Origin of the sequence: Actinoallomurus rhizosphaericola (assembly GCF_024055675.1) — a bacterium.
Taxonomy (GTDB): Bacteria; Actinomycetota; Actinomycetes; order Streptosporangiales; family Streptosporangiaceae; genus Actinoallomurus; species Actinoallomurus soli.
In genome coordinates this window covers 242966-266858 of the sequence record NZ_JAMXMW010000006.1, presented here as the reverse complement: position 1 = coordinate 266858, position 23893 = coordinate 242966, and the positions used below count along the sequence as shown (strand labels likewise).

Sequence of the window (23893 nt, the reverse complement as noted above, 5' to 3'; positions counted from 1 at the left end):
GTGCGCAGTGGACTCGGGGCCACCCGCGATCAGTGCGTGTAGAGCCCAGTAGGCGCTGGTGATCAAGTCAGTGCGTGCAGACTGCTTGTCGCCAGGAGGTCGGCCTGGCGGCGGCCCGCGAACGCGAGTCACGAATAGGTGTGACGCGGCGGACGGATGACCGGCATTCGCTCAGGTCGAGGCTAGAGATCACGAAAGGCCGGCACCCGTGGGTACCGGCCTCGCGCTCCGCCTGTGCGGCGTGGCGGAGGATGCGAGATTCGAACTCGCGAGGGGTTGCCCCCAACACGCTTTCCAAGCGTGCGCCCTAGGCCACTAGGCGAATCCTCCGCCGCAGAGCCTACCGGTTCTCGGGCAGTGCGCGAACCTCGATAACCGCCTCGAGCGGGATCGGGCCGTAGATATGGGGGAAGACGTCGTCGCCGACGGGCTCGTGGCGGACGTCCAGACCCGCCGGATCGATCACGAGGAGAACCAGATCGTCCAGGTCGGCGTAGAAGGCGTGCCGCACCTTGCTCACCTGGCCCTCGTCGCGGGAGGCGTGGATGAAGCCCTCCTCCGCCAGCGTACGGCCGCGGGTCGACACCTCGTACGGGCGGCCGGCGTCTCGCACGGCCTCCCACTGGGCCCGTTCGGCGATGTGGAAGATCGGTGCACGCGTGTCCCGCAGATCGCTCGCCATGAAGCCGAGCGTACGGGCCGAACCCGTGCCCCGGATGCCATAGACTCGGATCAGACCCCTCGCACGGCGTCCATCCTGTGAACCTCCCCAGGGCCGGAAGGCAGCAAGGATAAGCAGGCTCTGACGGGTGTGCGGGGGGTCCTCTGCTTTTCGACGAGGACGGACCCCCATGAGTCTGGCTCTGTACCGCAAGTACCGGCCAGCGACGTTCGCCGAGCTCAAGGGGCAGGAGCACGTCGCCGAGCCGCTGCAGCAGGCGTTGCGCAACGGGCGCATCCATCACGCGTACCTCTTCAGCGGTCCGCGGGGCTGTGGCAAGACGTCGAGCGCGCGGATCCTCGCCCGCTCGCTGAACTGCGAGAAGGGTCCGACTCCCGAGCCGTGCGGCGAGTGCGAGTCGTGTGTCGCGCTCGGGCCGTCCGGGGCCGGCCACATCGATGTGATCGAGATCGACGCCGCGTCCCACGGTGGTGTGGACGACGCCCGTGATCTGCGGGAGCGCGCCTTCTTCGCGCCCGTGGCGGCGCGCTACAAGATCTACATCATCGACGAGGCGCACATGGTGACCCGTGAGGGGTTCAACGCGCTGCTGAAGCTCGTCGAGGAGCCGCCTCCGCACCTGAAGTTCATCTTCGCGACCACCGAGCCCGAGAAGGTCATCGGGACGATCCGGTCGCGTACGCACCACTACCCGTTCCGGCTGATCCCGCCGGGCACCCTCCGCGAGCTGCTCGAGGACATCCTGCAGAAGGAGGGCGTGCCGTACGAGCCGGCCGCGATCCCGCTGGTCGTCCGCGCCGGGGCCGGGTCCGCCCGTGACTCCGAGTCGATCCTCGACCAGTTGCTCGCGGGCGCGGGCGAGGAGGGCATCACGTACGCCCGCGCGGTGTCCCTGCTGGGCTACACCGACTCGTCCCTGCTGGACCAGGTCGTGGACGCGGTGGCGGCGCGGGACGGGGCGGCGGTGTTCGCCGCGATCGACCGGGTCATGGAGGGCGGGCAGGATCCGCGGCGGTTCGCCGCCGACCTGCTGGAGCGCTTCCGCGATCTGGTCATCCTGTCGAACATCCCCGACTCCGGCGCGACGGGCCTGCTGAACGTGCCGCCGGACGAGCTCGAGCGGATGCAGGCGCAGGCGTCCCGGCTGGGTCCGGCGGAGCTGACGCGCGCCGCCGACCTGCTGCACACGGGCCTTACGGAGATGCGCGGGGCGACGTCGCCGCGCCTGCTGCTCGAGCTGATCGGCGCCCGGATCCTGCTGCCGGCCGCGTACGACGACGAGGCCTCGCTGCTGACCCGTCTGGAGCGGCTGGAACGCCGCGTCGCCATCGGCGGCCAGGCTCCGGTCCCGGCGGCTCCGGCTCCCGCCGCCTCCGTACCGCAGCAGCACGCACAGCCGTCCGCTCCTCAGAGCCCTCCGGCACCGCGGCCGGCCGCTCCGCGGGCCGAGGCGCCCGTCGAGGCCGCCCGGCCCCGGCCGTCGAGCCCGCCCGCGCCGCAGACCCAGCCCGCGCCGCAGACCCAGCCCGCGTCTCAGGCGCAGCCCGCGCAGCGCGAGGAGTCGCCCGGCGGTGCCCGCAGCACGGACTGGCCCGTGCCGGCCACCGCCTCCGGGTCGGCGCCGGTCTCGAGCCGGGCGTCCGCCGCCGACTGGCCGACACCCTCCACCGCGTCGTCGCCCGCTCCCACCGCGCCGTCGGCCGGGACGCCGAACGGGAACTCCGGAGCGGCCGCGCCGTCCGGCGGGGTGGACGTGGCCGCGATCCGGCGGATGTGGGTGGACATCCTGGAGGCGGTCAAGCAGCGGAGCAAGGTCGCCTGGATCCTGATGGAGGGCGTGGAGGTCGCGTCGCTCGAGGGTCAGGTGCTCACGCTGGCGTTCGCGAACGACGGCAAGCGGCGAGGGTTCACGACCGGGGGCAAGGACGTCGTCCTCCGCGACGCGCTGAAGGAGATCCTCGGCGTCGACTGGCGCATCGACGCGATCCTCGCCGGTGGATCGTCGGGCCAGGGGGCGCGGCCCGCGCCGCCGCCCCCGGATTCGGGCGGCTGGGGCGCTCCAGCGGCTACGCCTCGCGAGCCTCGTACGCCGTCCCCGTCCCCGTCCGCGCCGGTCCCCCCGCCGCCGCCCACCCCGGTTCCGCCGCCGCCCGAGCCGGTGGACGAGGCGGACGAGGTCGATCCGGAGGGTGACGCGGACGCGGGGAGCGAGGCCGCGCTCACCGGCATGGCCCTGATCGAGCAGGTCCTCGGCGGCAAGGTGATCCAGGAGTTCGACAACACCTGACGACCTGACGTCCGGCGAAAGGCTCGGTAACGCCACGGTCATCCCGCCGTGAACGGGGCATCCTTCTCGGCCGATCGGCGGCTTCGCCGAGTCGTCCGTACGCGGCTCGCCGCCCGGTCGGGGGCGTTATGGGACGGCCGTACGGGTTGCCCGGAGCCGCATACCGGATCGGGGTCGGACCCCGTAGTCTCGTCTCAACGGACGATCGAACAAGGAGAGCACCGTGGAACCCGGTGGCCAGCCGAATATCCAGCAGATGCTGCAGCAGGCGCAGCGCATGCAGGAACAGTTCTTGAGCCTGCAGCACGAACTCGCCGAAACGGAGATCCAGGGCACCGCCGGCGGCGGATTGGTCACCGCGACCGTCAACGGATCGAACGAGGTCGTCAAGATCGTGATCGATCCGGCCGCCATCGACCCGGCGGACCCGGCGGACACCGCGGAGACCATCGCGGACCTGGTGCTCGCGGCGATCCACAATGCGTCGGAAGAGGCCCAGACCCTCGTGCAGGAGAAGATGGGACCATTGACCGAGGGACTGGGCGGCGGCCTGGGCGGACTGGGCCTGCCCGGTATGTGACCCGACGCGGCGGATCCACCACTTGGCTGTGGCGACCGTGGACCCGCCCTGCGCCGTACGGGCGCGCTTCGATCGGGAGGTCTCGAAGCGCGTCCGGGACGTCACCCATGGCGGCCGGTGCCGCGTGGGAGCGCCCACCCGCTGTGAGCGGCCTCCACGAGTACGTCCAGTCATGACGGCGCTCCCCGTGCCGGTGAGCGCGTCGACGAGGAGAAGGGAGGGACCGTGTACGAAGGGGTTGTCCAGAACCTCATCGACGAGTTGGGCAGGCTGCCCGGCGTCGGGCCGAAGAGCGCGCAGCGGATCGCCTTCCACCTGCTCGCCGCGGATCCCGCCGACGTCACGCGGCTGACCGAGGCGCTGCGGGAGGTCAAGGACAAGGTCCGCTTCTGCAGCGTCTGCGGGAACGTCGCCGAGGCCGAGCAGTGCCGGATCTGCCGCGACGCCCGCCGCGACACCCACGTGATCTGCGTGGTCGAGGAGCCGAAGGACGTCGTCGCGATCGAGAAGACGCGGGAGTTCCGCGGGCGCTACCACGTGCTCGGCGGAGCGATCAGCCCCATCGAGGGCGTCGGCCCGGACGACCTGCGCATCCGGGAGCTCATGCAGCGCCTCGCCGACGGTGAGGTGACCGAGCTGATCCTGGCGACCGACCCCAACCTGGAAGGCGAGGCGACCGCCACCTATCTTGCCCGGCTCGTGAAACCGATGGGTCTGACCGTCACCCGGCTGGCCAGCGGACTGCCGGTGGGAGGCGACCTGGAATACGCCGACGAGGTCACGCTCGGTCGCGCGTTCGAAGGACGGAGGCTGCTCGATGTCTGAGAACAGCATTGCTGAGAACAGTAATTCGGAGCACAGCTGGCTGACGCTCGCCGACCGTGTGGCGAAGCACGCCGAGAACTACCTGACCGGCCTGAACGCCGTCGCGACGGGCGAGGCCGGTGGGCACACGGTGCCGCTGTTGCTGCTCGAGGTGTCGCAGATCGCGCTGGCCGGGGCGCAGCTCGGCGCCAGCACCGACGTGATCCTGCCGGACAACTGGGAGCCGGACGTCGGGGAGGACCCGGACCTGGACACGATCCGGCAGGGGCTGGCCGAGCGCCTGACCGCCGTCGACGAGTACGCCGAGGTCTTCGACCCGTACAAGGACGCCGAGCCCACCGTTTACCGCCTGTCGGACGACCTGGTGGACGTGGCCAGCGACCTCGTGCACGGGCTTCGTCACTACAGCGCCGACCGCAAGCTCGAGGCGCTGTGGTGGTGGCAGTACAGCTACTTCAACCACTGGGGCAACCACGCCGGCGCGGCCCTGCGCGCGCTGTACGCCGTCTCGGCGAGCGCCCGGCTGGACGTCATGGAGGAGCCCGTCGCGGGCTGAGCCCGGTGATCGGCGGCACGGACGGCCGGTCGCGGGGTGACTCCGTGGCCGGCCGTCCGGCCGTCCGGCCTTCCGGGCCCGTCCTGGATCTCGTGACGACCGGCTCGTTTCGCGCAAGGTTTCCCGGCCGTTACACGACTTTCGGGAAATCTCGCATAGCGGGACAAATTACTCTGGGTATCGCGTTGACCTCGGTAGACTCGGCGTTCGACTGCCTGATCCCGATCCGAGGAGTGCACACGCGTGGCCCTAGTCGTGCAGAAGTACGGTGGCTCCTCCGTCGCCGACGCTGAGAGCATCAAGCGCGTCGCCCAGCGCATCGTCTCCACGAAGCAGGACGGGCACCACGTCGTCGTCGTGGTGTCCGCCATGGGCGACACGACGGACGAGCTCGTCGATCTCGCCAACCAGGTCAGCCCCCTTCCACCCGCGCGTGAGCTGGACATGCTGCTCACCTCCGGCGAGCGGATCTCCATGGCGCTGCTCGCCATGGCCATCGCCAACCTCGGCCACGAGGCGCGGTCCTTCACCGGCTCCCAGGCCGGTGTGATCACGGACAGCACGCACGGCAAGGCGCGCATCATCGACGTGACGCCCAGCCGGATCCGCGACGCGATCGACGAGGGCTCGATCGCCATCGTCGCCGGCTTCCAGGGCGTCTCCCAGGATTCCAAGGACATCACGACGCTCGGCCGGGGCGGGTCCGACACGACGGCGGTGGCGCTGGCCGCCGCGCTCGGCGCGGACGTCTGCGAGATCTACACCGACGTTGACGGGATCTTCACCGCCGACCCGCGGATCGTCCCGGCGGCGCGCCGCATCCCGGACATCTCCTACGAGGAGATGATGGAGATGGCGGCGTGCGGCGCGAAGATCCTGCACCTGCGCTGCGTGGAGTACGCCCGGCGGTACGGCATGCCGATCCACGTGCGGTCGTCGTTCAGCAACAAGACCGGTACGTGGGTCAAGACCAGCATCGAGGGAAACCAGATGGAACAAGCGATCATCTCCGGTGTCGCGCACGACCGGAGCGAGGCCAAGATCACCGTGGTCGGGGTGCCCGACAAGGTCGGCGAGGCGGCGACGATCTTCTCGACGCTGGCCGACGCCGAGATCAACATCGACATGATCGTGCAGAACATCTCGGCTGCGGCGACCAACCGTACGGACATCTCCTTCACGCTGCCGCGTGCGGACGGCCAGGCCGCGATCAAGGCCCTCAACAAGATCAAGGACCAGATCGGGTTCGACTCGCTCCGCTACGACGACCAGATCGGCAAGGTCTCGCTGATCGGCGCGGGCATGCGCTCCCACCCCGGCGTCACCGCCAAGTTCTTCGGCTCGATCGCCGACGCGGGCGTCAACATCGAGATGATCTCCACCTCGGAGATCCGGATCTCGGTGGTCGTCGACCAGGACGACGTGGACGCCGCCGTCACCGCCGCCCACCATGCGTTCGACCTGGACGCCGACCAGGTGGAGGCCGTCGTCTACGGAGGTACCGGCCGATGAGCAGGAAGCCCACCCTCGCCCTCGTCGGCGCCACCGGCGCGGTCGGCACCGTCATGCGGGAGATCGTGTCCTCCCGTGAGGACGTCTACGGCGAGATCCGTCTCGTCGCCTCCGCCCGTTCCGCAGGCAAGCGGCTGCCCGTACGCGGCGAGGAGCTCGTCGTGCAGGAGCTGACCGCCGACGTGTTCGACGGCGTCGACATCGCGATGTTCGACGTGCCGGACGAGGTGTCGAAGGTCTGGGTGCCGATCGCCGCCGAGCGCGGCGCGGTGGTCGTCGACAAGTCCGGCGCGTTCCGCATGGAGCCGGACGTACCGCTCGTCGTTCCCGAGGTGAACCCCGAGACCGTACGGAACCGGCCGCGGAACATCATCTCGACGCCGAACTGCACCACCCTGTCGATGATGGCCGCGATCGGCGCGCTGCACGCGGAGTACGGCCTGGACTCCCTCGTCGTCGCCTCGTACCAGGCGGTGTCCGGGGCGGGAGTGGCCGGCACGGAGCGGCTGTACGCGGAGATCGAGGCGGTCGCCGGCGACCGTACGCTCGGCCAGACGGCCGGTGACGTGCGCAAGGCGATCCAGAACCGCCTCGGTGAGACCGAGTCGCCGTTCCCGGCGCCGATGGCGCTGAACGTCGTGCCGTGGGCGGGGTCGCTCAAGGAGGGCGGCTGGGCGTCGGAGGAGCTCAAGCTCCGCAACGAGTCCCGCAAGATCCTGGGCATCCCGGACCTGAAGGTCTCCGCCACCTGCGTACGGGTGCCGGTGATCACGACGCACTCGCTGGCCGTGCACGCGACGTTCGAGCGGCCGGTCACGGTGGAGGGCGCCCGCTCGATCCTGGAGGCCGCCCCGACCGTCGTCGTCATGGACGACCCGGCGAACGGTGTGTTCCCGACGCCCGCCGACGTGGTCGGCACGGACCCGACGTACGTCGGCCGGATCCGTCAGGCGATCGACTTCCCGAACACCCTGGACCTGTTCGTCTGCGGTGACAACCTGCGCAAGGGCGCCGCGCTGAACGCCGCGGAGATCGCCGAGCTGGTCGCCGCCGAGTTCTGACCGACCCGAGACGTCCCGGCGGTGCGGCGCACCGCCGGGACGCTCGTGTTTCACGGGAAACCTAGTCGTCCGCGTCGTCGTCATCGACCCCGGTGGGGCCGCCGTTCCCGTGGCCGCGGTCCGGGGCGGTCGCCCCCGGCGCGCCCACCGGACGGCCGGGTGCGTGACCCGCTCCCGGCCTGTCCGGCTGCTCCGCCTCGGATCCGTCCTCCCCCCGTCCGGTCCGATCCGGGTCGCGTCCGGGCGGCGTCCTGACGCCCTTACGGCCGGGCAGAGCGTCCGGTGCGCCGCCGAACGTGATGTCCCAGTGGGACCGCTCACGGGCGAACATCACCGGCCCGGGCGCGCGGTACTGCACCGCGCCGTCGCCCCGTGTCGGGACGCGCTCGAAGTGCTCCGGGATGTACCTGTCGAGGCACCGGTTGGGCAGGAGGTCGAGCTTGTAGCCGGCGCCGTGGCTGTAGCGTCCCGCCGCGTGGCCCGCCTCGGTACCGCCCGAGACGGTCAGGTGGCAGTGGCTGGCCTCCTTCAGCGCCAGCAGCCCGGCGAACGTCGCCGCCCGCAGCCCCTCGAACGAGGTGCAACGTGAATCGCCGCGCCGGGAGCAGTGGCCACTGGAGACCCAGCGGACCCCCACCGCCCGCAACAGCGCTCCGGCCAGCCGCTGGTGCAGCAGGCCGGGCTGCGACGTCGGCGTGTGGGTGCGCGCCATGGCCGGACCGGCCATTAACGTGCAGAACCCCGCGGCGCAGCCGGCAATGACGGCGGTGCGTATCGACATGTAGCCCTCCCGTACTGTCGCATGCGCCAGTCGCAGCATTGATCGTGGGGAGCGCGACACTCCGGCAGGGGACGCGCCGCTTTCCGCAATCCACACCCAGTTCTGGCCTGTGGATGACGGACCCGGTCGGTCCTCGGAGAGTCGTACAGTGTCGCGTGTGGCCACACCGACCAAGTCCGAGCAGACGAGAGATCTGATCGCGAAGACCGCTCTGCGGCTGTTCCGCGAGCGTGGCTACGAGGCGACGACGATGCGGGCGATCGCCGCCGAGGCCGGCGTGTCCGTCGGCAACGCCTACTACTACTTCTCCTCGAAGGAAGAGCTGATCCAGCTCTACTACGAGCACTCCCAGGACGATCACACCGAGGCGTGCCGGGCCGTGCTGGCGCGGGAGCGGGAGTTCCGCGCGCGGCTGCTCGGGGTGGTCCGCGCCCGGATCGACACGCTGCAGCCGTACAAGGAGTTCGCGGGGAAGTTCTTCAAGTACGCGGCGGAGCCGACGAGCCCGCTCAGCCCGTTCAGCAAGGAGTCGGCGCCGATCCGCGAGGCCGCGGTCGCCGTCTACCGCGAGCTCGTGGACGGCTCCACCCTGAAGGCCGACGCGGAGATCCGCGCCGACCTGCCCGAGCTGCTCTGGCTCTACAGCATGGGCGTGATCCTGCACTGGGTGTACGACAGCTCGCCGGACGCGGCCAAGACCTATCGGCTGATCGAGCGTACGGTCCCGCTGATCGACCGCCTCGTCGGCCTCGCCCGGGTGCCGGGGATGCGAGGCATCGTCCGGGACGCCCTGGCGACCTACCGCGACCTCCGGCGGTAGGCGCGCCGACCGCTAGGGCAGGCGGCTCAGCGCCCCTGGCCGCGCCGCAGAGACAGTTGAGCCTTCTCAGGGTTCGATCTTAAACAGCTCTCATGTTCGTCTTGGCGGGTTCTCAGGCGGGCCTCCTAGTGTCTTTTCTGTCAGCGCCTAACGGCGACGGAGAGAAGGGATACGGAAATGAGCTTCCGTAAGATCGCGCCGATTCCTGCCAAGAAGAAGCCGGCTCCGAAGCCGCCGCGCAAGCACCTCAAGAAGGCCGCCAAGCCGCTCCCCAAGCCGACCACGCACTGCTAAGCGGCCGTAGGGGGGTAGAGCCGACGGGCGATCAGCCCGTCGGCTCTTTTTTCTTTTCGTCCATGAAAAGTTGATCATGTGCGTCCCGCGAGATCGAGCCCGCCGTTACCGATCCCGGGGCGTTTCGTCGTTCCGGCCGTCCCCGCACGGGCGCCGTCGAGGGCTCATGGTCGGCGTCCGGGCTGTTCAGAGCCATCGACGCCCGCGGGTGGTGATCCGCTCCGGCTGCGGCCGACGGGTGCCTTAAGACGATCTCAGGGCGATTTCAAGCGACTCTCATCTCGTTCTTTACGGGTTCTCAGGCGGGCACCCTAGTGTTTTTCCTGTCAGCGCCTAACGGCGACGGAGAGAAGAAGGGATACGGAAATGAGCTTCCGTAAGATCGCGCCGATTCCTGCCAAGAAGAAGCCGGCTCCGAAGCCGCCGCGCAAGCACCTCAAGGAGGCCGCCAAGCCGCTCCCCAAGCCGACCACGCACCGGTAATCAGCCCTAGGGGTTCGGGAGTCGGCGGGCCGATGAGGCCCTCGGCTCCCTTCCTCTGTGGCACGGAAAGAGGAAACAATGCATCGGTCGTCCGTGGAAGAGGAGTCTTCCAGCATTTCGACGCGGGAGGCGTTCCGCCGTTTCTGGCCGTACACGCGCGGGATGCGCCGGTGGCTCGTGGTCGGCGCGCTCCTGCTCATCCTCTCCGCGGCGTGCGAGGTCGTCGCCATCTGGCTGTTCGGCGAGATCACCGATCGCGTCCTGGCCGCCAAGAACCTGCACGCCTTCTGGACGCCGGCCCTGATGTGGCTGGAGGTCACGGTCCTGGCGGGCGTCGCGACCTTCGGCGGGAACTATCTCACCACCCTGGTCGGGGAGCGGTTCCTGCTCCGGCTGCGCGACACGGTGTTCGCTCACGTCCAGCGGCTGTCCCCCGACTTCCTGGACGACCGCAAACTCGGCGACCTCATCGTCCGTCTCACCGGGGACATCGAGGCGATCGAGCAATTCGTCGCCTCCGGCGTGATCACCACGGTCACGGCGGCGGTCAGCGCCGTCTTCTTCGCCGTCGCGGCGCTGTACGTGCGGTGGGATCTGGCGCTCGTGTCGTTCACCGTCGCCCCGCTGTTCTGGCTCGCCATGCGGAACTTCACCTCGCGATTCCGGGACGCCGCCGTCCAGGAGCGGGAGAGCGATGGGGCGCTGACGAGCGTGGTCGAGGAGAGCCTGTCCAACCAGGCGCTCGTCCAGGCGTACAACCGGCAGCGGGCCGAGCAGCGGCGGCTGCACCGGGAGGGCCTGTCATGGCTGGAGGCCAAGATGGCCGAGACCCGCCTGTCCGCGCTGTACGAGCCGCTGGTCCAGGTCATCGAGACGCTGTGCGTCCTCGTCGTGCTCGGCTTCGGCGCCTGGGAGCTCACCAACGATCGCATCACCCTGGGCGGCCTGCTGTCCTTCGCTGCCTACCTCGGCTACCTGTACCCCCCGATCCAGAGCCTGGGGCAGGTCAATCTGACGGCTTCGGAGGCGACGGCGAGCGCCGAGCGCATCGTCGAGATCACGGAGACCCTGCCCGCGGTGGCCAACCATCCGGCGGCCCGTACGCGGACCGCGCGACGGGGACGGGTGGCGTTCGACAATGTCACCTTCTGCTACCCGGGCAAGGACCGGCCCGCCATCGAGAACCTGTCGTTCCGAGCCGGGCCCGAGGAGCTCGTGCTGCTGACGGGGCCGAGCGGTTCGGGCAAGTCGACCATCACCAAGCTGCTGCTGCGGTTCTACGATCCGCAGGCCGGGCGGATCCGCCTCGACGGCGTCGACATCCGCGAACTGTCGCTTGCGACGCTGCGGGACACCGTGACGCTGATGCAGCAGGAGAACATGCTGTTCCCCGGCACGGTACGCGACAACATCGCGTACGGCAGGCCGGACGCCACCGATGAGCAGATCGTCGCCGCGGCGCGGGCCGCCGAGGCGCACGACTTCATCACCGCGCTGCCCCAGGGGTACGACACGCCCGTCGGGCAGCGGGGCCGCCTGCTGTCCGGCGGGCAGCGGCAGCGGATCGCCATCGCACGGGCGATGCTCCGCGACAGTCCCGTCCTGATCCTCGACGAGCCGACCACCGGCCTGGACGCGCCGACGGCCCGCCGGGTGCTGGAGCCGCTGCGGCGGCTGATGGCCGGCCGTACGACCATCCTCATCACCCACGACCTGCACCTGGCGCCGCAGGCCGACAAAGTCGTCGTTATCGGCGAGACACCGATGCCGCAGCGGCCGCGGACGGTCCACACCCGCCCGAGTCGTGCGGCCTGAGTCAACCTGACTTGTCAGTGGCCTCACGGCTCAGCTCAGGTCGAGGTGCTTTCGGGCGAAGTCGATGGTCGCGGCGACCTGGCGGATGCGCTCCTCCACCACCAGGGAGCCGTGCCCGGCGTCGTACCGGTAGACCTCGTGCTCCTTGCCCAGCTCCTGAAGGCGGGCCAGGTAGTTGTCGATCTGGCGGATCGGGCAGCGCGGGTCGTTCTCCCCGGCCATGACCAGCACCGGTGCGGTGACCCGCTCGACGTAGGTGATCGGGGAGGACGCCTCGTACCGCTCGGGCACCTCGGCCGGTGAGCCGCCGAACAGCGACCGGTCGAACGCCTGCAGCGCCTCCATCTCGTCCTCGTAGGCCGCGACGTAGTCGGCCACCGGGACGATGCCGATCGCGACCGTCCAGTCCTCCGGCTGGGTCCCGATGCCGAGCAGGGTGATGAACCCGCCCCAGGAGCCGCCGGTGAGGACGAGCCGCGCCGGGTCGGCCAGCCCGGAGGAGACCGCCCAGTCGCGGACGGCCTTGATGTCCTCCAGCTCGGTCAGCCCGGGGCGGCCCTCGATGGCGTCGCGCCAGGCGCTGCCGTAGCCGGTGGACCCCCGGTAGTTGACGCGGACGACGGCGAATCCGTGGTCCACCCACGCGGCGGCGTCCGGCGAGAACGCGTCGGAGTCGTAGGCGGTCGGGCCGCCGTGGACGTCGAAGACCGTCGGGTACGGCCCCGGGCCCTCCGGCTTGGAGACCAGGGCGTGGATGTCACCACCCGGACCCGTGACCCAGGCGTCCTCGACCGGAACGGACTCGGGCGCGGGCGGGCCGGGCGGGGCGAGCACGACCTCGCCCGTCGTGGACCGGATCACGGGCGGGGACGCCGAGGACGACCAGGAGAACTCGACCGTTCCGTCGGGACGCGCCGTGGCGCTGCCGATCACTCCGCGCGGCGTGTCGATCCGCGAGAGCTCGCCGCTCGCCAGGTCGTACCGGTAGAGCTCGTCCCGCGCGTGGTGGGAGTGCGAGATGAGCAGCGCGGACCCGTCGGCGTACCAGTCCGCGCCGATCTCGCCGGGGAGGTCCAGCGTGATCTCCTGGACGTCGCCGCTCACCGGGTTCCAGATCAGCGGCTCGGGCTTGCCCCGGCGCTCGTGCTCGACGAGCAGCCGCTGATCTCCGGGGACGGGCGAGAACGCCAGGCCGCCGAGCCCCTTGCCGGGGCCGTCCCACAGGTCGGCGACGGTCTCGCCGCCGGTCCGTACGACCCGCAGCGCCATGTGCCGGCTGTCGCCGTGCTCGCTGTGGTTGATCGCGATGAGCGACTCGTCCTTGGACAGGTCGATGGCGTAGGCGTCCTCGGCGTGGGAGTAGAGGACGTACGGGTCGGCCCCCGGACGGGACACGTGGATGGTCGTGCCGCCGTCCGTGGACCGGCCGATGACGGCGAGGCCGCTGGATCCCACCGAGAGCCCGGCGGGGTAGGAGGGCTCCAGGCCCGGAACGGCGGGCTCGTCCGGCCCGCCGCCGAACGGCTGGCGCTTCCACACCCCGAACTCGTCGCCGTCGGTGTCGGAGAACCACCAGATCCACGCGCCGGTCGGCTCGATGCCGGCCATCCAGGTGCCGTTCGGCCGGTCGGTGACCTGCCTGCGGTCCCCGGTCGTACGGTCCCACGCGTAGATCTCCCACGTGCCCGTGGCGTTCGAGCGGTACACCGACCGGTGCGGCGCGTCGTGCGCCCAGCCGGGCAGGCTCACCCGAGCGGCCCGGAAGCGGGCCTTCCAGCGTTCGTCGTCACCCATGGGTCAAGTGTGTCAGTCCGTCTGCGGACCCGCGGGCACGGACTGCAGGTGGAGCTGAGCGGACTTGGTGCCGTACGCCCAGTCGAGCATCTTGGCGGCGTCGGTGAAGCGACGGTTCGGGTCGGTGGTCGTGCTGTTGAGGACGAGGCCGTAGATGGTGCGGCCGCCGCGCTTGGCCGCGAACAGCAGGCAGTACCCGGCGGCGTCGGTGTGGCCGGTCTTGATGCCGATCGTGCCGCTGTACTGGCCGAGCAGCAGGTTGGTGTTCGTCCAGCTGTAGGCCTTGTGGCTGCTGGTCTGGGACAGCTTGTAGGTCTTCTGCGCCACGATGGACCGGAACGTCGAGCTGGCCATCGCCTTCGTCGTCAGCTTGATGACGTTGCTCGGCGTGGAGTACCCCTCCTTCTTGGTGGAGGTGGGCAGGCCGTCGGCGGTCCGGAAGTAGGTGCTCGTCATGCCGAGCGACTTGGCGGTCTTGTTCATCTTGGCGAGGAACTTGGTCTGCCCGGGGCCGTATACGTCGGCGAGGGCGTACGCCGCGTCGCAGCCGGACGGCAGCATCATGCCGCTGAGCAGCTGCCGGACGGTCAGCTTGTCGCCGGTCTTCAGACCGGCGGTCGAGGCGTCGTTGTTCTTGACGTGGTCGACGTAGGACTTCTTGATGGTCACCGTGCGGTCGAGGTTGCCGGCGCGGATCACGACGAGCGCCGTCATGACCTTGGTCATGCTGCCGATCGGGCGCTTCGTGGTCGTGGCGCGTCCCCAGAGCTTCTTGCCCTTGGACGCGTCGTAGATGTAGGCGCCCTTGGCCGCGACGCCGGACGGCGCGGAGGCGGCGGTCACGACCCTTGCGGCGGTCGTACGGGACGGCGCGGCCGCGAGGGCGCTTGGGGCGGCCAGCGGAAGTGAGGAGATCAGTGCCCCCGCGACGGTGGCGGCGGCCAGGCGTGCGCTGCGACGCATGCGGACTCCTGAGGATTGTGGGGGGAAAGCAAGCATGCTCGCAGTAGATCAATTCAGCTGCAAACAGGACTCGGGGGATCTATGGGCCGGATCCGGTCAGTCGGATACGGCGTGCGACGGCTGTTCCGCCCCTGATCGGGACGTTCACAGTTTCGCGTCGTACCGTTGAGGGGTGACGCCGAGATCCTCGACAGAGCTCGCGCTGAGGCCCGACGGCACCGGTGACGAGGAGGTCACACACGGCTACCCGCCGCCCGCCCGGCCCGCCGGGTCCACCGTCGTCGCCTACTGCGGCGTGGTCATGACCGTGCGCGGAGAGTCCACCTCCGCGCCTCCCCCGAACACCTGCGCCGAGTGCGCCAAGATCTGGCGGCGCCGTCGTCGCCGCCGCTCCCGCTGACCGAAGGGGCCCCGTTACGTGCATGCTGGGGCCCATGGAATCCGAACTCACACTGATGGCCGTGCACGCCCACCCGGACGACGAGGTGATCGGCACGGGCGGCGTCTTCGCGCGGTACGCCGAGGAGGGCGTCCGTACGGTCCTGGTGACCTGCACGAACGGGGAACAGGGCGACGGCCCCGACGGGGTCAAGCCCGGTGAGCCGGGGCACGACCCGGCGGAGGTGAGCCGCTTCCGGCTGGAGGAGCTCCGCGAGTCGGTCGCGCACCTGGCCATCGGCCACGTCGAACTCCTCGGCTACCCCGACTCGGGCATGGCCGGCTGGGACTCCAACGCCGACGCCCGGGTGTTCGCCAACGTCCCCCTCGACGAGTCGGCGGGCCGGCTCGCCGAGCTGATGGAGCGGTACCGCCCCCAGGTCGTGGTGACCTACGACGAGAACGGCAATTACGGGCACCCCGACCACATCCAGGCCCACCGGATCGCGGTCGCCGCCGCGGAGGCGACGGGAATCCCCCGCAAGCTCTACCACACCGCCATCTCCCGGGCCGGTATCGCCAAAATGATGGATCACCTGCGCAGCACCGGCGTCGACATGGGCGAGTTCGAGCTCCCGGAGGACTTCGGGACGCCGGATGAGGAGATCACCACCGTCGTCGACGTCTCCGCGTACTTCGAGCGCAAGCTCAAGGCCCTGAAGGCCCACGCCAGCCAGGGAGACACCGGCTTCATGCTGGGCATGCCCGACGAGGTGCAGCGCCAGGTGCTCGGCCGCGAGGACTTCGTGCGCCGCTTCAGCACCGTTCCCGCCCCCGACAGGGAGGACGACCTGTTCGCCGGCCTCCGCTGACGGAGGTCTCGTTTCCGCGACGCATGCCGGAATTGCCACCTCCTGCGATGAAAGTCCGACCTGTAGGGTTCTGCTGGCCGTCGACTGATCACTGGAGCGTGCCGGATTGTCGCTGCACAGCCTGCTGGGTCCGTTGCTGGAACCCGCCGTCACCCTCGGCGGCACGCCGACGAGCTGGGCCGAGGTCCTCGGTTTCGTCACCGGAGCGATCAACGTCTGGCTCGTCGTCCGCCAGCACATCGCGAACTGGCCGGTCGGCATCGCCAACGTCCTCCTGCTCGGCCTGATCTTCGTGGACGGCGGCCTGTACGCCGACGCGGGCCTGCAGGCCGTCTACGTCGTCCTGCAGGTCTGGGGCTGGTGGGAGTGGCTGTACGGCGGGCGGGACCGCGGTGAACGCGTCGTCCAGCGCACGTCCCGCGTCGAGTGGGCCGGGATCACGGCCGCCGGCCTCGCGGCCACCGGCCTGCTGACGTGGGTGCTCGGCACCTGGACCGACTCGAACGTCCCCTTCTGGGACGCGCTGACCACCGCCATCTCGCTGGCCGCGACGTACGGCCAGAGCCGCAAGCTGCTGGAGTCCTGGTGGCTGTGGATCGGCGCGGACCTGATCTACATCCCGCTGTACGCCTACAAGCACCTCTACCTGACCAGCGTGCTGTACGTCGTCTTCCTCGCGCTGTGCGTCGCCGGGCTGCTCGCCTGGCGGACGGACTGGACCCAGCGGCGGACGGCGTCCGCGCCGGTGGCCCCATGAACTACCGGCACGGGCTGGTCATCGGGAAGTTCTATCCGCCGCACGCGGGCCACCACCACCTGATCGACACGGCCGCGGCCGCCTGCGATCGCGTCACCGTCGTGGTCGCCGCCTCGACCGTGGAGAGCATCCCCCTGGCCCTGCGCGCGGCCTGGCTACGGGAGCGGCACCCCCAGCCGAACGTCGAGGTCGTCCCGGTCATGGACGACGTCGAGGTCGACTACGACTCCGACGAGATCTGGGCGGCGCACGTCGCGGCGTTCCGTACGGGCCTGGAGGCGGCGTCCGGGCAGGGCGTCGGCGCGCTCGGCCTGCCGCCGGTCGACGTGGTGTTCAGCTCCGAGGCGTACGGCCCCGAACTCGCGCGCCGGTTCGCCGCCGCGCACGTCCCCGTCGACCCGCCGCGCGACCGGTTCCCGGTCAGCGGCACCGCCGTACGCCGGGACCCCGTCGGCTGCTGGGAGTGGCTCACGCCCGCCGTACGCGCGTACCTGGCCCGGCGCGTCGTCGTCCTGGGCGCGGAGTCCTCGGGCACCACGACGCTCAGCCGGGCCCTGGCCGCGCACTACTCCGCCCGCGGCGGCGTCTGGGCGGCGACCCGGTGGGTCCCGGAGTACGGCCGCGTCTACTGCGAGGAGAAGCTGGCCGCCGCCCGGCGGACCGACCCGGGCCTGTGGATCGGCGACCTCGACTGGTCACCGGAGGAGTTCACGCTGATCGCCGAACGGCACCTCGCCCTGGAGGACGCGGCCGCCCGCTCGGGTTCGCCGTTGCTGATCTGCGACACCGACGCGTTCGCCACGTCCCTGTGGCACGAACGCTACCTCGGCACCCTGTCGCCCGACGTCGAGCGCCTGCACGCCCGCGCCCGCCACGACCTGTGGATCCTCACGGACACCGCCGGGGTGCCCTTCGAACAGGACGGCTGGCGCGACGGCGAGTCGATCCGGGAACGGATGTCGGCGCGGTTCCGTGAAGAGCTCGACCGGCGCGCCCTGCCGTACGTCGTCGTCACCGGGACCCACGAGGACCGTCTCGCCACCGCCGTCGCCGCGATCGACGCCCTCCTGGGCAAGGGCTGGACCTTCACCGCCCCGCTCTGACCGGCGGCGGCCATTCGGCGTGCGGCCGGTAGAGGCCGGATCCCGGAATCGGATTGATGGAGGATCGGGCGTCTGCGAAGATCATTCCTTTCTCTCGAGAATGTCCCACGAGAAATCGGTGAGATATGTCAATGCGCCACGTGGCGATGGCCGCCGTCGCGTCGTTCGTTCCCGTGCTGTGGGTCGCATCTCCCGCCTCCGCGGATACCCCGAAGGTCGAGCTCACAGTCTCGAATCGCCTCATCGTCAACTACGTCGAGCGCTGTACTCCTCCCGAGGACGACGTCACGTGGGCGGGCGACGGCCCTGGCGTGAGCAAGGTCGTGATGCGGCTCTACAAGCCGAGCGGCGAGCGCGCCTACAGCGAGACCGCCCGGCCGGGAGAGCCGCACATCATCGATGTCAACTGCAGCCCGAATTTCGGCAAGTGGACCGTCAAGGTCACCGCCTACAACGCGAAGGGCAAGGCCCTCGCCGAACGCTCGGCCTCGTACTGGGAAAAGGGGAACACCCAGATCAAGGCGTTGAACGCCGCGCCCGAACCCGTCCGCGCCGGGGGAAAGGTCACGGTGACGGGCCGGCTCATGCACGTCAAATACCGGCAAGCGCCGTGGTACATCGGTTATGCGGGTAAGCCGATCCGGGTCTATTTCAAGGCCACGGGCGCGTCGAGCTGGCGGCTGATGGGCTCCACCACGACGGGACGGGACGGCCGCTTCCGTAAGAGCTTCACCGCGCGGAAGACCGGGGCGTGGCGGGCGTACTTCCCCGGCACGTCGGCGTTCGACGTCGAGACGTCCCCGAGCGACGTCGTCAAGGTCCGCTGAGCCGCCTCCGGATCATTCGAGGCGAGCCCCACCCGCGCCGGCCTCGTGCTCCAGCCCGTTCAGCAGGAGCGCGAGGCCCGCGCGGAACTCCTCGTCCGTCGGCACTGTCGCCGCCAGCCGCCCGGTCTCGGCCATCAGCGGGAACTCGCCGGCCGGCAGGGCGGCGATCCGCCGGGTGCCCGCGCCCGACAGCGGGCCGAGGTGCTCCAGCTGGATCGCCCCGACCACGTAGGCGATCAGGCCGCGTAGCGCGATGACGCGGCGCTCGCCGTCGATCCCCGCCTCGGTGAGGATGCCGAGCACCGTCTCCGCCCAGCGCAGGTTGCTCGGTGAGCTCTGCCGGTGGGTGAGCGTCAGCGGCACCACCTCCGGGTGCGCGGCGACCGCGTCCCGTACGCGCTCCACCATGGTCACGAGTCGTTCCCGCCACGACCCGCCGACCGGTGGCGTGGTGTCGACCGCGCCGAGCACGCGTTCGACGATGAGCCCTTCCAACTGCTCGCGATCGTCGACATAGCGGTAGAGGGACATCGTCCCCATCCCGAGTTCCTTGGCGACGGCGCGCATGGTCAGGGCGGCGAGCCCGTCGCGGTCGATGACCGTGAGCGCGGCCGCGGCGATCTGCGACTCGGTGAGCGAGCGTGGGCGTGGCATGGTCTCGAAAGCGTACAAGGCACGCGCACGAGTGTTAGCGTATGTTGTACGCCTACAAGGGAGGTGCCGCGATGACCGCATCCGGTGATGCACGGAAGGTCCACCCCGGCAGCGTCATCCAGGACCGCGAACTCACCCCGGTCATCGGCTCCCCGTTCCGGCTCCTGACGCCGGGGCGCCTCGTCCACCTGCAGTTCCGCCGCTTCGCGGGCTGCCCGGTCTGCAACCTCCACCTGCGGTCGATCATTCGCCGCCACGCCGAGATCGAGGCGGCCGGCGTCCGGGAGGTGGTGCTCTTCCACTCGCCCGCCGAGGAGTTGCGCGAGTACGTCACGGACCTGCCGTTCCCCGTCGTCGCCGACCCCGGCAAGCGGATGTACGTGGAGTTCGGCGTCGAGTCGGCCAAGCGCGCACTGCTGCACCCGCGCGCCTGGGGACCGATCACGCGGGCGGTGCTGCGCAGCGCCTGGGCGGTCGCCCGCCGCCGCGAGCGCCCGCCCGCGGCGATCCCGCACGGCGGCCGGTTCGGCCTCCCGGCCGACCTCCTCATCGCCGAGGACGGCACGGTCATCGCCTGCAAGTACGGCGAACACGCCTACGACCAGTGGTCCGTCGACGAACTCCTCACCCTCGCCTCCCGCGCTCCGACGCTCCGCGAGCAGTGCCGTTGAGGACCGCTCGGGAGCGCTGAGTACGTAGGTGATTTGTCCGTTTTTCCGGCGGGTGGAATCTCCGCGGTTGACCCTGTGAGCAGGGACGGGACACGATCGGTCGTACGGTGTTTCCCCACAGTCACGGAGGTGCTGCACCATGCCGAAGGTGCTGATCGTCACGGGCGACGCGGCCGAGGACCTCGAGGTCATGTACCCGTACCAGCGGCTCCTGGAGGAGGGGTACGAGGTGCACATCGCCGCTCCGACGGCGAAGAAGCTGCAGTTCGTCGTGCACGACTTCGTGGACGGCTTCGACACGTACACCGAGAAGTTCGGTCGTATGTGGCCGGCCGACGTGGCGTTCGCGGACGTCGACCCGGCGGACTACGCCGCGCTGGTGATCCCCGGCGGTCGCGCGCCCGAGTACATCCGCGGCGACGCCGAGTGCCTCCGCATCGTCCGGCACTTCGCCGAGGAGGGCAAGCCGATCGCGGCGCTGTGCCACGGCCCGCTCGTGCTCGCCGCCGCGGGCGTCCTGGGCGACCGCTCCTCCAGCGCGTACCCGGCGCTCGCGCCCGACGTCGAGGCGGCCGGCGGTTCGTTCGTGGACAGCGAGGCGCACATCGACGGCTCGATCGTCACCGGCCGCGCCTGGCCGGACCACCCCGCCTGGATGCGCGAGTTCCTCAAGATCCTTCGGGTCGCCGCCCCCGTCGGCTGACGGGACGCCCCTCCCGTCCGCGCGCCGTACCGCACCCGGCGCGGTGCGCGGGCCCTGGGGGATGACGCCGCCGCTCGGGTGTCCTACGCTGCGGGCACGCCCGAGGGAGGTGCCGCGATGACCGTGGAGACCGACGAGTGCCGGCCGGTGCCCGACGGCCTGGTGGGCTCGGTGCAACGCGCCCTTCGCGTCCTGGAGGCGGTCGCGTCGGCCGGCGACGGGGTCACCGCCAAGGCGGTCGCCCGCCGGTGCGGGTTCAAGCTGTCGACGACGTACCACCTCCTGGGCACACTGGTCCACGAGGGTTACCTCGTCCGGCTGCCGAACGCCCGCGGATACGGCCTGGGCTACCAGGTGGCCGGCCTCCACCAGCGGCTGCACGAACAGTTGCGGCCGGGCCCCGGCGTCGCCGACGCGCTCCGGCACGCGCACCGGGTCGGCGGCACGGCGGTCTACTTCAGCGTGCTGCGTGACGCACACCTCGTGGTCGCCGACGTCGTCGACTCACCGCGTACGCCCCGGGTCCGTCCGCTGGACGTGGGGTTCCACGAGGCGGCGCACGCGACGGCGTTCGGCAAGGTCCTCCTGGCCTTCCTCCCGGCCGGTCAGCGCCGCGACTACCTGGCGGGCGCCGGACTGCGCCGGCTGACGAGCCGGACCGTCACCCGGCTCGCGGACCTGGAGGACCAGCTGGCACGGGTCCGTGCCACGGGAGTCGCCGACGAGATCGAGGAGTTCCGCCCCGACCTGGCCTGCGTGGCGGCCGCGGTCCGCGACGATCGCGGCACGGTCGTGGGCGCGGTGGCGGCCTCGGCCCCGGCACCGTACTTCGATGCCCATCGCGATCGGATGATCGAGGCCGTACGACAGGGCGCCGACCTGCTCAGCCCCTGCTGAGCCGCTGCCCCGGCGCGGCCGCGGACCACTCCGGGGCGGCTGGGGGGCGCGCCTGCGGGGGCCGCCGTGAGGGGCGGCCCCGGGGCCGGTTCAGCTCGCCGACGCGGCGCCGCGGTTCAGCACCTGGGACAGCACGCTCGACAGGCCGTACCAGTCGCAGGAGACGACGGTCGCGTGGTCGGTGGCCAGCTTGGCCACCCGGGCCTGCGCGTCGGACACCGGCGGGTCGTACTGGTCGATCGCGGGCGAGACGTTGTGCGCGTCGGTCATGGTCAGCAGGTAGTGGTTCGTGTCGTACCAGGACGTGTCGACGCCGTTGACGTACGTGGCGGCGTCGCCGTCGAAGACGACGAACCACGGCCGGATCGAGGTGTCGGCGTACTGCGTGCGCGGGTCGCCGGACGCCGCGCCGAGGACGGCGGGGAACGTCGTCGCGGTCGCCATCTTGCCCGCCGCGCGGAGGTTCTTCAGGTACGTGGCGTACTCCACGTCCGTGTGCAGCGTGTCGGTGGGATTGCCCAGCTCGACCGTGCCCGGGATGACGTACATGATGATCTTCCCGGCGAGCGCGGCGCGGCTCGGCCAGGCGTTCGCCCGGGCGGCCTCATCGAGACTGGCGTGGCCGCCCAGGAGGTCGGCGGGCCGGTACAGAACGCTTCCGACATGGGAGTTGACCTCGGCGTCGAACGCCGCAGGCCCCATACCGTAGTTGTTCTGGAATCCGGCCTTGAGCTCGACCTTGACGTAGATCGGGCCTTTTCCGGGGTGCGCGGCCAGCCAGTACTTGATGTCGTCGAGGCATGATCCGAGGTCCTTATTGGCGCTGCCCGAGTAGATGTCGGACGGGCTCGACGCGTCGACGCAGTTGTTCTTGTTGCTGGTCAGCGAATCGTGGCTGACCTTCCACTCGCGGGTGAAGACGTCGTCCCAGGCGTCGAGCTCGACCATCGACGCGCCGGCGTCGAGGGCCTTGGCCAGGTACGGGTAGGCGTCGGGGTTGTAGGTGTTGTGCACGCCGACCACGGTCGTCTGCGCCAGCGACACGTCCGCCCGTGCCGTACGCGCCGACAGGACCGAGCCGCCCACTCCGAGCGCTCCCGCCAGCATGGCGGCCGCGGCCACCGCGACGCACCGTCGAAGGCCGACCAGCATCTCGCCTCCTAGTTTCAGCTCCACGAGGGGAACGCTAAACCGGTACGGTGAGGAAGAAAGAGCGTACGGATGAATATTTAGCCGGTTCGCGGCTATGGAGGAAGAGGCATTCGATCGCCGATGTGAAGTCGATTCTGTCAACCTCAGGATCCGTCGAGAAGAGACCCTGATCTCCGTATGAACTCACTAATTGACGCGGGCATCCCGGTCCAGTAGTGGGCCGAGTGAGGGCGGTTTCATACGCGGATTCGGGACGAAGGTCCCGTGGCCCGGGACGTTGGTCCCTTGAGGCAGGAGACGTACCGGGGCAGAGTGGGAGTTGGCCTACGGGACGTGCGAGGGAGCTCGACCGAACGGATCGCCAGGACGGGATCCATAGGGAACGGGCTGAGAGGCCGAAGCAGCCGAGAGGCTGCTCAACGGCGACCCCCACAACCTGACCCGGACAATGCCGGCGCAGGGAAATCGCCCTGTAGGTCCTTACATGCGCGCAGGCCGGCCGTCTCAGGTCTCGGCGAAGCGATGGTGCCCGACCACCCCGAGCAGCCGCAGCTTCTCGTGGTCCTCGGTGTTCGGGGCGGCGGTGAGCACGAGCAGTGCCTGCGACTGGTCCTCGGTGAACAGCACCTGACAGTCCACCTCGATCGGGCCGAGTTCGGGATGGACGAGCGTCTTGTGGTCCTCGAAACGCTTGGCCACCTCGTGCCGCTCCCACAACGCGGCGAACTCCGTACTCGCCTTCTGCAGCGCCCGTACGAGGTCGCCCGCCGGGGAGTGCGGGCCCATCGACCCGTAGGCCGCGCGCAGGTTCGCGACCTGGGCGCGGCTCTGCCGGTCCCGGTCGTTCTCGGGATAGCGCAGCCGCTCCGAGGGATCGGTGAACCACCGGTAGATCTCACTGCGGGCGAGGCCCGTGTAGCCCGACTTGTCACCGAACAGTGCCTCGGCCATCCGGTTCTGCACGAGCGTCTCGCCCAGGTTCGACAGGATGAGCGCCGGGGTGTCGGAGAGGCGGTCCAGCACCCGCAGCAGCGCCGGGGCGACGTACGTCGCGGCCGACATCGGCGCCGGCGGGTTCTGTCCGGCCACCTGGAACAGGTAGTCGCGCTCGTCGTTCGACAGCCGCAGCGCCCGGGCGAGCGACGCGAGCATCTGCTCGCTCGGCTGCGGACCGCGCTGCTGCTCCAGCCGCGTGTAATAGTCGGTCGACATCACGGCGAGGGCCGCGACCTCCTCCCGCCGGAGGCCGGGAGCCCGGCGGCGCGCGCCCTCGGGAAGCCCGACGTCCTCGGGGCGTAGCGCGTCGCGGCGGCGACGCAGGAAGTCCGCGAGTGCTGCACGATCCATGCACCCATTATTCGGCCGGCGCCTCCGGGCGAACCAGGGACCGCCGATCCCCCGATGACCGCTCTCTGTACGCAGGGTG

General features: G+C 70.3%; 23 protein-coding genes, 1 tRNA gene and 1 other RNA gene. 17 read left to right on the top strand and 8 right to left on the bottom strand.

The window, feature by feature from the left end:
* Positions 1-242 precede the first annotated feature (242 nt).
* Together NE234_RS16695 and NE234_RS16690 are read right to left on the bottom strand one after the other, a co-directional pair.
* A tRNA-Ser gene (locus NE234_RS16695) sits at positions 243-330 on the bottom strand.
* Positions 331-340: 10 nt separating this feature from the next.
* Positions 341-682 (bottom strand): DUF952 domain-containing protein, encoded by a 342-nt coding sequence (locus NE234_RS16690; RefSeq protein WP_252781200.1) that lies wholly within the window; start codon positions 680-682, stop codon positions 341-343.
* A 50-nt stretch (positions 683-732) separates the two neighbouring features.
* Between NE234_RS16690 and ffs the strand changes: the two genes are divergently transcribed.
* The 7 genes from ffs to NE234_RS16655 all read left to right on the top strand — a co-directional run bounded on the left by ffs (position 733) and on the right by NE234_RS16655 (position 7503).
* Positions 733-829: signal recognition particle sRNA small type (gene ffs, locus NE234_RS16685), an RNA gene on the top strand.
* Between the two features lie 22 nt (positions 830-851).
* The gene (locus NE234_RS16680; protein WP_252781199.1) at positions 852-2969 is read left to right on the top strand and encodes a DNA polymerase III subunit gamma and tau; all 2118 of its coding nucleotides are present in this window, start codon (positions 852-854) and stop codon (positions 2967-2969) included.
* A gap of 223 nt (positions 2970-3192) precedes the next feature.
* Complete coding sequence (locus tag NE234_RS16675; RefSeq protein WP_252781198.1) at positions 3193-3549, top strand: YbaB/EbfC family nucleoid-associated protein; 357 nt, start codon at positions 3193-3195, stop codon at positions 3547-3549.
* Between the two features lie 225 nt (positions 3550-3774).
* Positions 3775-4374, top strand: a complete 600-nt coding sequence (gene recR / locus NE234_RS16670) for a recombination mediator RecR (RefSeq protein ID WP_252781197.1) — start codon at positions 3775-3777, stop codon at positions 4372-4374.
* On the top strand, positions 4367-4930 hold the full coding sequence (locus tag NE234_RS16665; RefSeq protein ID WP_252781196.1) for a DUF5063 domain-containing protein: 564 nt from the start codon (positions 4367-4369) through the stop codon (positions 4928-4930). The genes recR and NE234_RS16665 overlap by 8 nt, the downstream gene beginning before the upstream one ends.
* A gap of 243 nt (positions 4931-5173) precedes the next feature.
* A complete protein-coding gene (locus NE234_RS16660; protein WP_252781195.1) occupies positions 5174-6442 on the top strand; it encodes an aspartate kinase in 1269 nt (422 codons plus the stop codon).
* Positions 6439-7503, top strand: a complete 1065-nt coding sequence (locus NE234_RS16655) for an aspartate-semialdehyde dehydrogenase (protein WP_252781194.1) — start codon at positions 6439-6441, stop codon at positions 7501-7503. Before NE234_RS16660 ends, NE234_RS16655 begins: the two co-directional genes overlap by 4 nt.
* Positions 7504-7564: 61 nt before the next feature.
* On the opposite strand, the gene NE234_RS16650 is transcribed toward NE234_RS16655, so the two are convergent.
* Complete coding sequence (locus tag NE234_RS16650; protein WP_252781193.1) at positions 7565-8284, bottom strand: hypothetical protein; 720 nt, start codon at positions 8282-8284, stop codon at positions 7565-7567.
* 157 nt (positions 8285-8441) lie between these two features.
* Here NE234_RS16650 and NE234_RS16645 point away from each other — a divergent pair, with 157 nt between their 5' ends.
* Together NE234_RS16645 and NE234_RS16640 are read left to right on the top strand one after the other, a co-directional pair.
* The gene (locus NE234_RS16645; protein ID WP_252781192.1) at positions 8442-9104 is read left to right on the top strand and encodes a TetR/AcrR family transcriptional regulator; all 663 of its coding nucleotides are present in this window, start codon (positions 8442-8444) and stop codon (positions 9102-9104) included.
* A gap of 870 nt (positions 9105-9974) precedes the next feature.
* Positions 9975-11696, top strand: coding sequence for an ABC transporter ATP-binding protein (locus tag NE234_RS16640; RefSeq protein ID WP_252781191.1), 1722 nt, complete (start codon positions 9975-9977; stop codon positions 11694-11696).
* Positions 11697-11726: 30 nt separating this feature from the next.
* Here the strand turns inward: NE234_RS16640 and NE234_RS16635 are convergent, their stop codons facing one another.
* Together NE234_RS16635 and NE234_RS16630 are read right to left on the bottom strand one after the other, a co-directional pair.
* The gene (locus NE234_RS16635) at positions 11727-13490 is read right to left on the bottom strand and encodes a S9 family peptidase (protein WP_252781190.1); all 1764 of its coding nucleotides are present in this window, start codon (positions 13488-13490) and stop codon (positions 11727-11729) included.
* Between the two features lie 12 nt (positions 13491-13502).
* Complete coding sequence (locus NE234_RS16630) at positions 13503-14453, bottom strand: D-alanyl-D-alanine carboxypeptidase family protein (RefSeq protein WP_252781189.1); 951 nt, start codon at positions 14451-14453, stop codon at positions 13503-13505.
* Between the two features lie 172 nt (positions 14454-14625).
* Between NE234_RS16630 and NE234_RS16625 the strand changes: the two genes are divergently transcribed.
* From NE234_RS16625 to NE234_RS16605, 5 genes are all read left to right on the top strand, one after another.
* On the top strand, positions 14626-14853 hold the full coding sequence (locus NE234_RS16625) for a hypothetical protein (RefSeq protein ID WP_252781188.1): 228 nt from the start codon (positions 14626-14628) through the stop codon (positions 14851-14853).
* Between the two features lie 34 nt (positions 14854-14887).
* The gene (locus NE234_RS16620; RefSeq protein ID WP_252781187.1) at positions 14888-15703 is read left to right on the top strand and encodes a PIG-L family deacetylase; all 816 of its coding nucleotides are present in this window, start codon (positions 14888-14890) and stop codon (positions 15701-15703) included.
* Positions 15704-15809: 106 nt separating this feature from the next.
* A complete protein-coding gene (gene pnuC / locus NE234_RS16615; protein WP_252781186.1) occupies positions 15810-16460 on the top strand; it encodes a nicotinamide riboside transporter PnuC in 651 nt (216 codons plus the stop codon).
* On the top strand, positions 16457-17563 hold the full coding sequence (locus NE234_RS16610) for an AAA family ATPase (RefSeq protein ID WP_252781185.1): 1107 nt from the start codon (positions 16457-16459) through the stop codon (positions 17561-17563). Before pnuC ends, NE234_RS16610 begins: the two co-directional genes overlap by 4 nt.
* Before the next feature lie 131 nt (positions 17564-17694).
* Positions 17695-18390, top strand: coding sequence for a hypothetical protein (locus NE234_RS16605; RefSeq protein ID WP_252781184.1), 696 nt, complete (start codon positions 17695-17697; stop codon positions 18388-18390).
* 12 nt (positions 18391-18402) lie between these two features.
* On the opposite strand, the gene NE234_RS16600 is transcribed toward NE234_RS16605, so the two are convergent.
* On the bottom strand, positions 18403-19044 hold the full coding sequence (locus NE234_RS16600; protein ID WP_252781183.1) for a TetR/AcrR family transcriptional regulator: 642 nt from the start codon (positions 19042-19044) through the stop codon (positions 18403-18405).
* Between the two features lie 71 nt (positions 19045-19115).
* On the opposite strand from NE234_RS16600, the gene NE234_RS16595 reads away from it, so the two are divergent.
* The 3 genes from NE234_RS16595 to NE234_RS16585 all read left to right on the top strand — a co-directional run bounded on the left by NE234_RS16595 (position 19116) and on the right by NE234_RS16585 (position 21315).
* Complete coding sequence (locus NE234_RS16595) at positions 19116-19715, top strand: peroxiredoxin-like family protein (RefSeq protein ID WP_252781182.1); 600 nt, start codon at positions 19116-19118, stop codon at positions 19713-19715.
* A gap of 139 nt (positions 19716-19854) precedes the next feature.
* Positions 19855-20418 carry a DJ-1/PfpI family protein gene (locus NE234_RS16590; protein WP_252781181.1) on the top strand — a complete coding sequence of 188 codons (564 nt, stop codon included), beginning with the start codon at positions 19855-19857 and terminating at the stop codon, positions 20416-20418.
* A 117-nt stretch (positions 20419-20535) separates the two neighbouring features.
* Complete coding sequence (locus NE234_RS16585; RefSeq protein WP_252781180.1) at positions 20536-21315, top strand: IclR family transcriptional regulator; 780 nt, start codon at positions 20536-20538, stop codon at positions 21313-21315.
* A 90-nt stretch (positions 21316-21405) separates the two neighbouring features.
* Here NE234_RS16585 and NE234_RS16580 read toward each other — a convergent pair whose 3' ends face one another.
* Both NE234_RS16580 and NE234_RS16575 read right to left on the bottom strand, forming a co-directional pair.
* Positions 21406-22491, bottom strand: coding sequence for a phosphatidylinositol-specific phospholipase C domain-containing protein (locus NE234_RS16580; RefSeq protein ID WP_252781179.1), 1086 nt, complete (start codon positions 22489-22491; stop codon positions 21406-21408).
* 480 nt (positions 22492-22971) lie between these two features.
* A complete protein-coding gene (locus tag NE234_RS16575) occupies positions 22972-23814 on the bottom strand; it encodes a helix-turn-helix transcriptional regulator (protein WP_252781178.1) in 843 nt (280 codons plus the stop codon).
* Between the last annotated feature and the right edge of the window lie 79 nt (positions 23815-23893).

Coding starts and splice junctions, on each gene's coding strand:
- NE234_RS16600 (WP_252781183.1), bottom strand. CDS start 19,044: ATGCCACGCCCACGCTCGCTCACCGAGTCGCAGATCGCCGCGGCCGCG.
- NE234_RS16630 (WP_252781189.1), bottom strand. CDS start 14,453: ATGCGTCGCAGCGCACGCCTGGCCGCCGCCACCGTCGCGGGGGCACTG.
- NE234_RS16620 (WP_252781187.1), top strand. CDS start 14,888: ATGGAATCCGAACTCACACTGATGGCCGTGCACGCCCACCCGGACGAC.
- NE234_RS16690 (WP_252781200.1), bottom strand. CDS start 682: ATGGCGAGCGATCTGCGGGACACGCGTGCACCGATCTTCCACATCGCC.
- NE234_RS16595 (WP_252781182.1), top strand. CDS start 19,116: ATGACCGCATCCGGTGATGCACGGAAGGTCCACCCCGGCAGCGTCATC.
- NE234_RS16610 (WP_252781185.1), top strand. CDS start 16,457: ATGAACTACCGGCACGGGCTGGTCATCGGGAAGTTCTATCCGCCGCAC.
- NE234_RS16650 (WP_252781193.1), bottom strand. CDS start 8,284: ATGTCGATACGCACCGCCGTCATTGCCGGCTGCGCCGCGGGGTTCTGC.
- NE234_RS16585 (WP_252781180.1), top strand. CDS start 20,536: ATGACCGTGGAGACCGACGAGTGCCGGCCGGTGCCCGACGGCCTGGTG.
- NE234_RS16680 (WP_252781199.1), top strand. CDS start 852: ATGAGTCTGGCTCTGTACCGCAAGTACCGGCCAGCGACGTTCGCCGAG.
- NE234_RS16575 (WP_252781178.1), bottom strand. CDS start 23,814: ATGGATCGTGCAGCACTCGCGGACTTCCTGCGTCGCCGCCGCGACGCG.
- NE234_RS16655 (WP_252781194.1), top strand. CDS start 6,439: ATGAGCAGGAAGCCCACCCTCGCCCTCGTCGGCGCCACCGGCGCGGTC.
- NE234_RS16635 (WP_252781190.1), bottom strand. CDS start 13,490: ATGGGTGACGACGAACGCTGGAAGGCCCGCTTCCGGGCCGCTCGGGTG.
- NE234_RS16665 (WP_252781196.1), top strand. CDS start 4,367: ATGTCTGAGAACAGCATTGCTGAGAACAGTAATTCGGAGCACAGCTGG.
- NE234_RS16605 (WP_252781184.1), top strand. CDS start 17,695: ATGCGCCACGTGGCGATGGCCGCCGTCGCGTCGTTCGTTCCCGTGCTG.
- NE234_RS16590 (WP_252781181.1), top strand. CDS start 19,855: ATGCCGAAGGTGCTGATCGTCACGGGCGACGCGGCCGAGGACCTCGAG.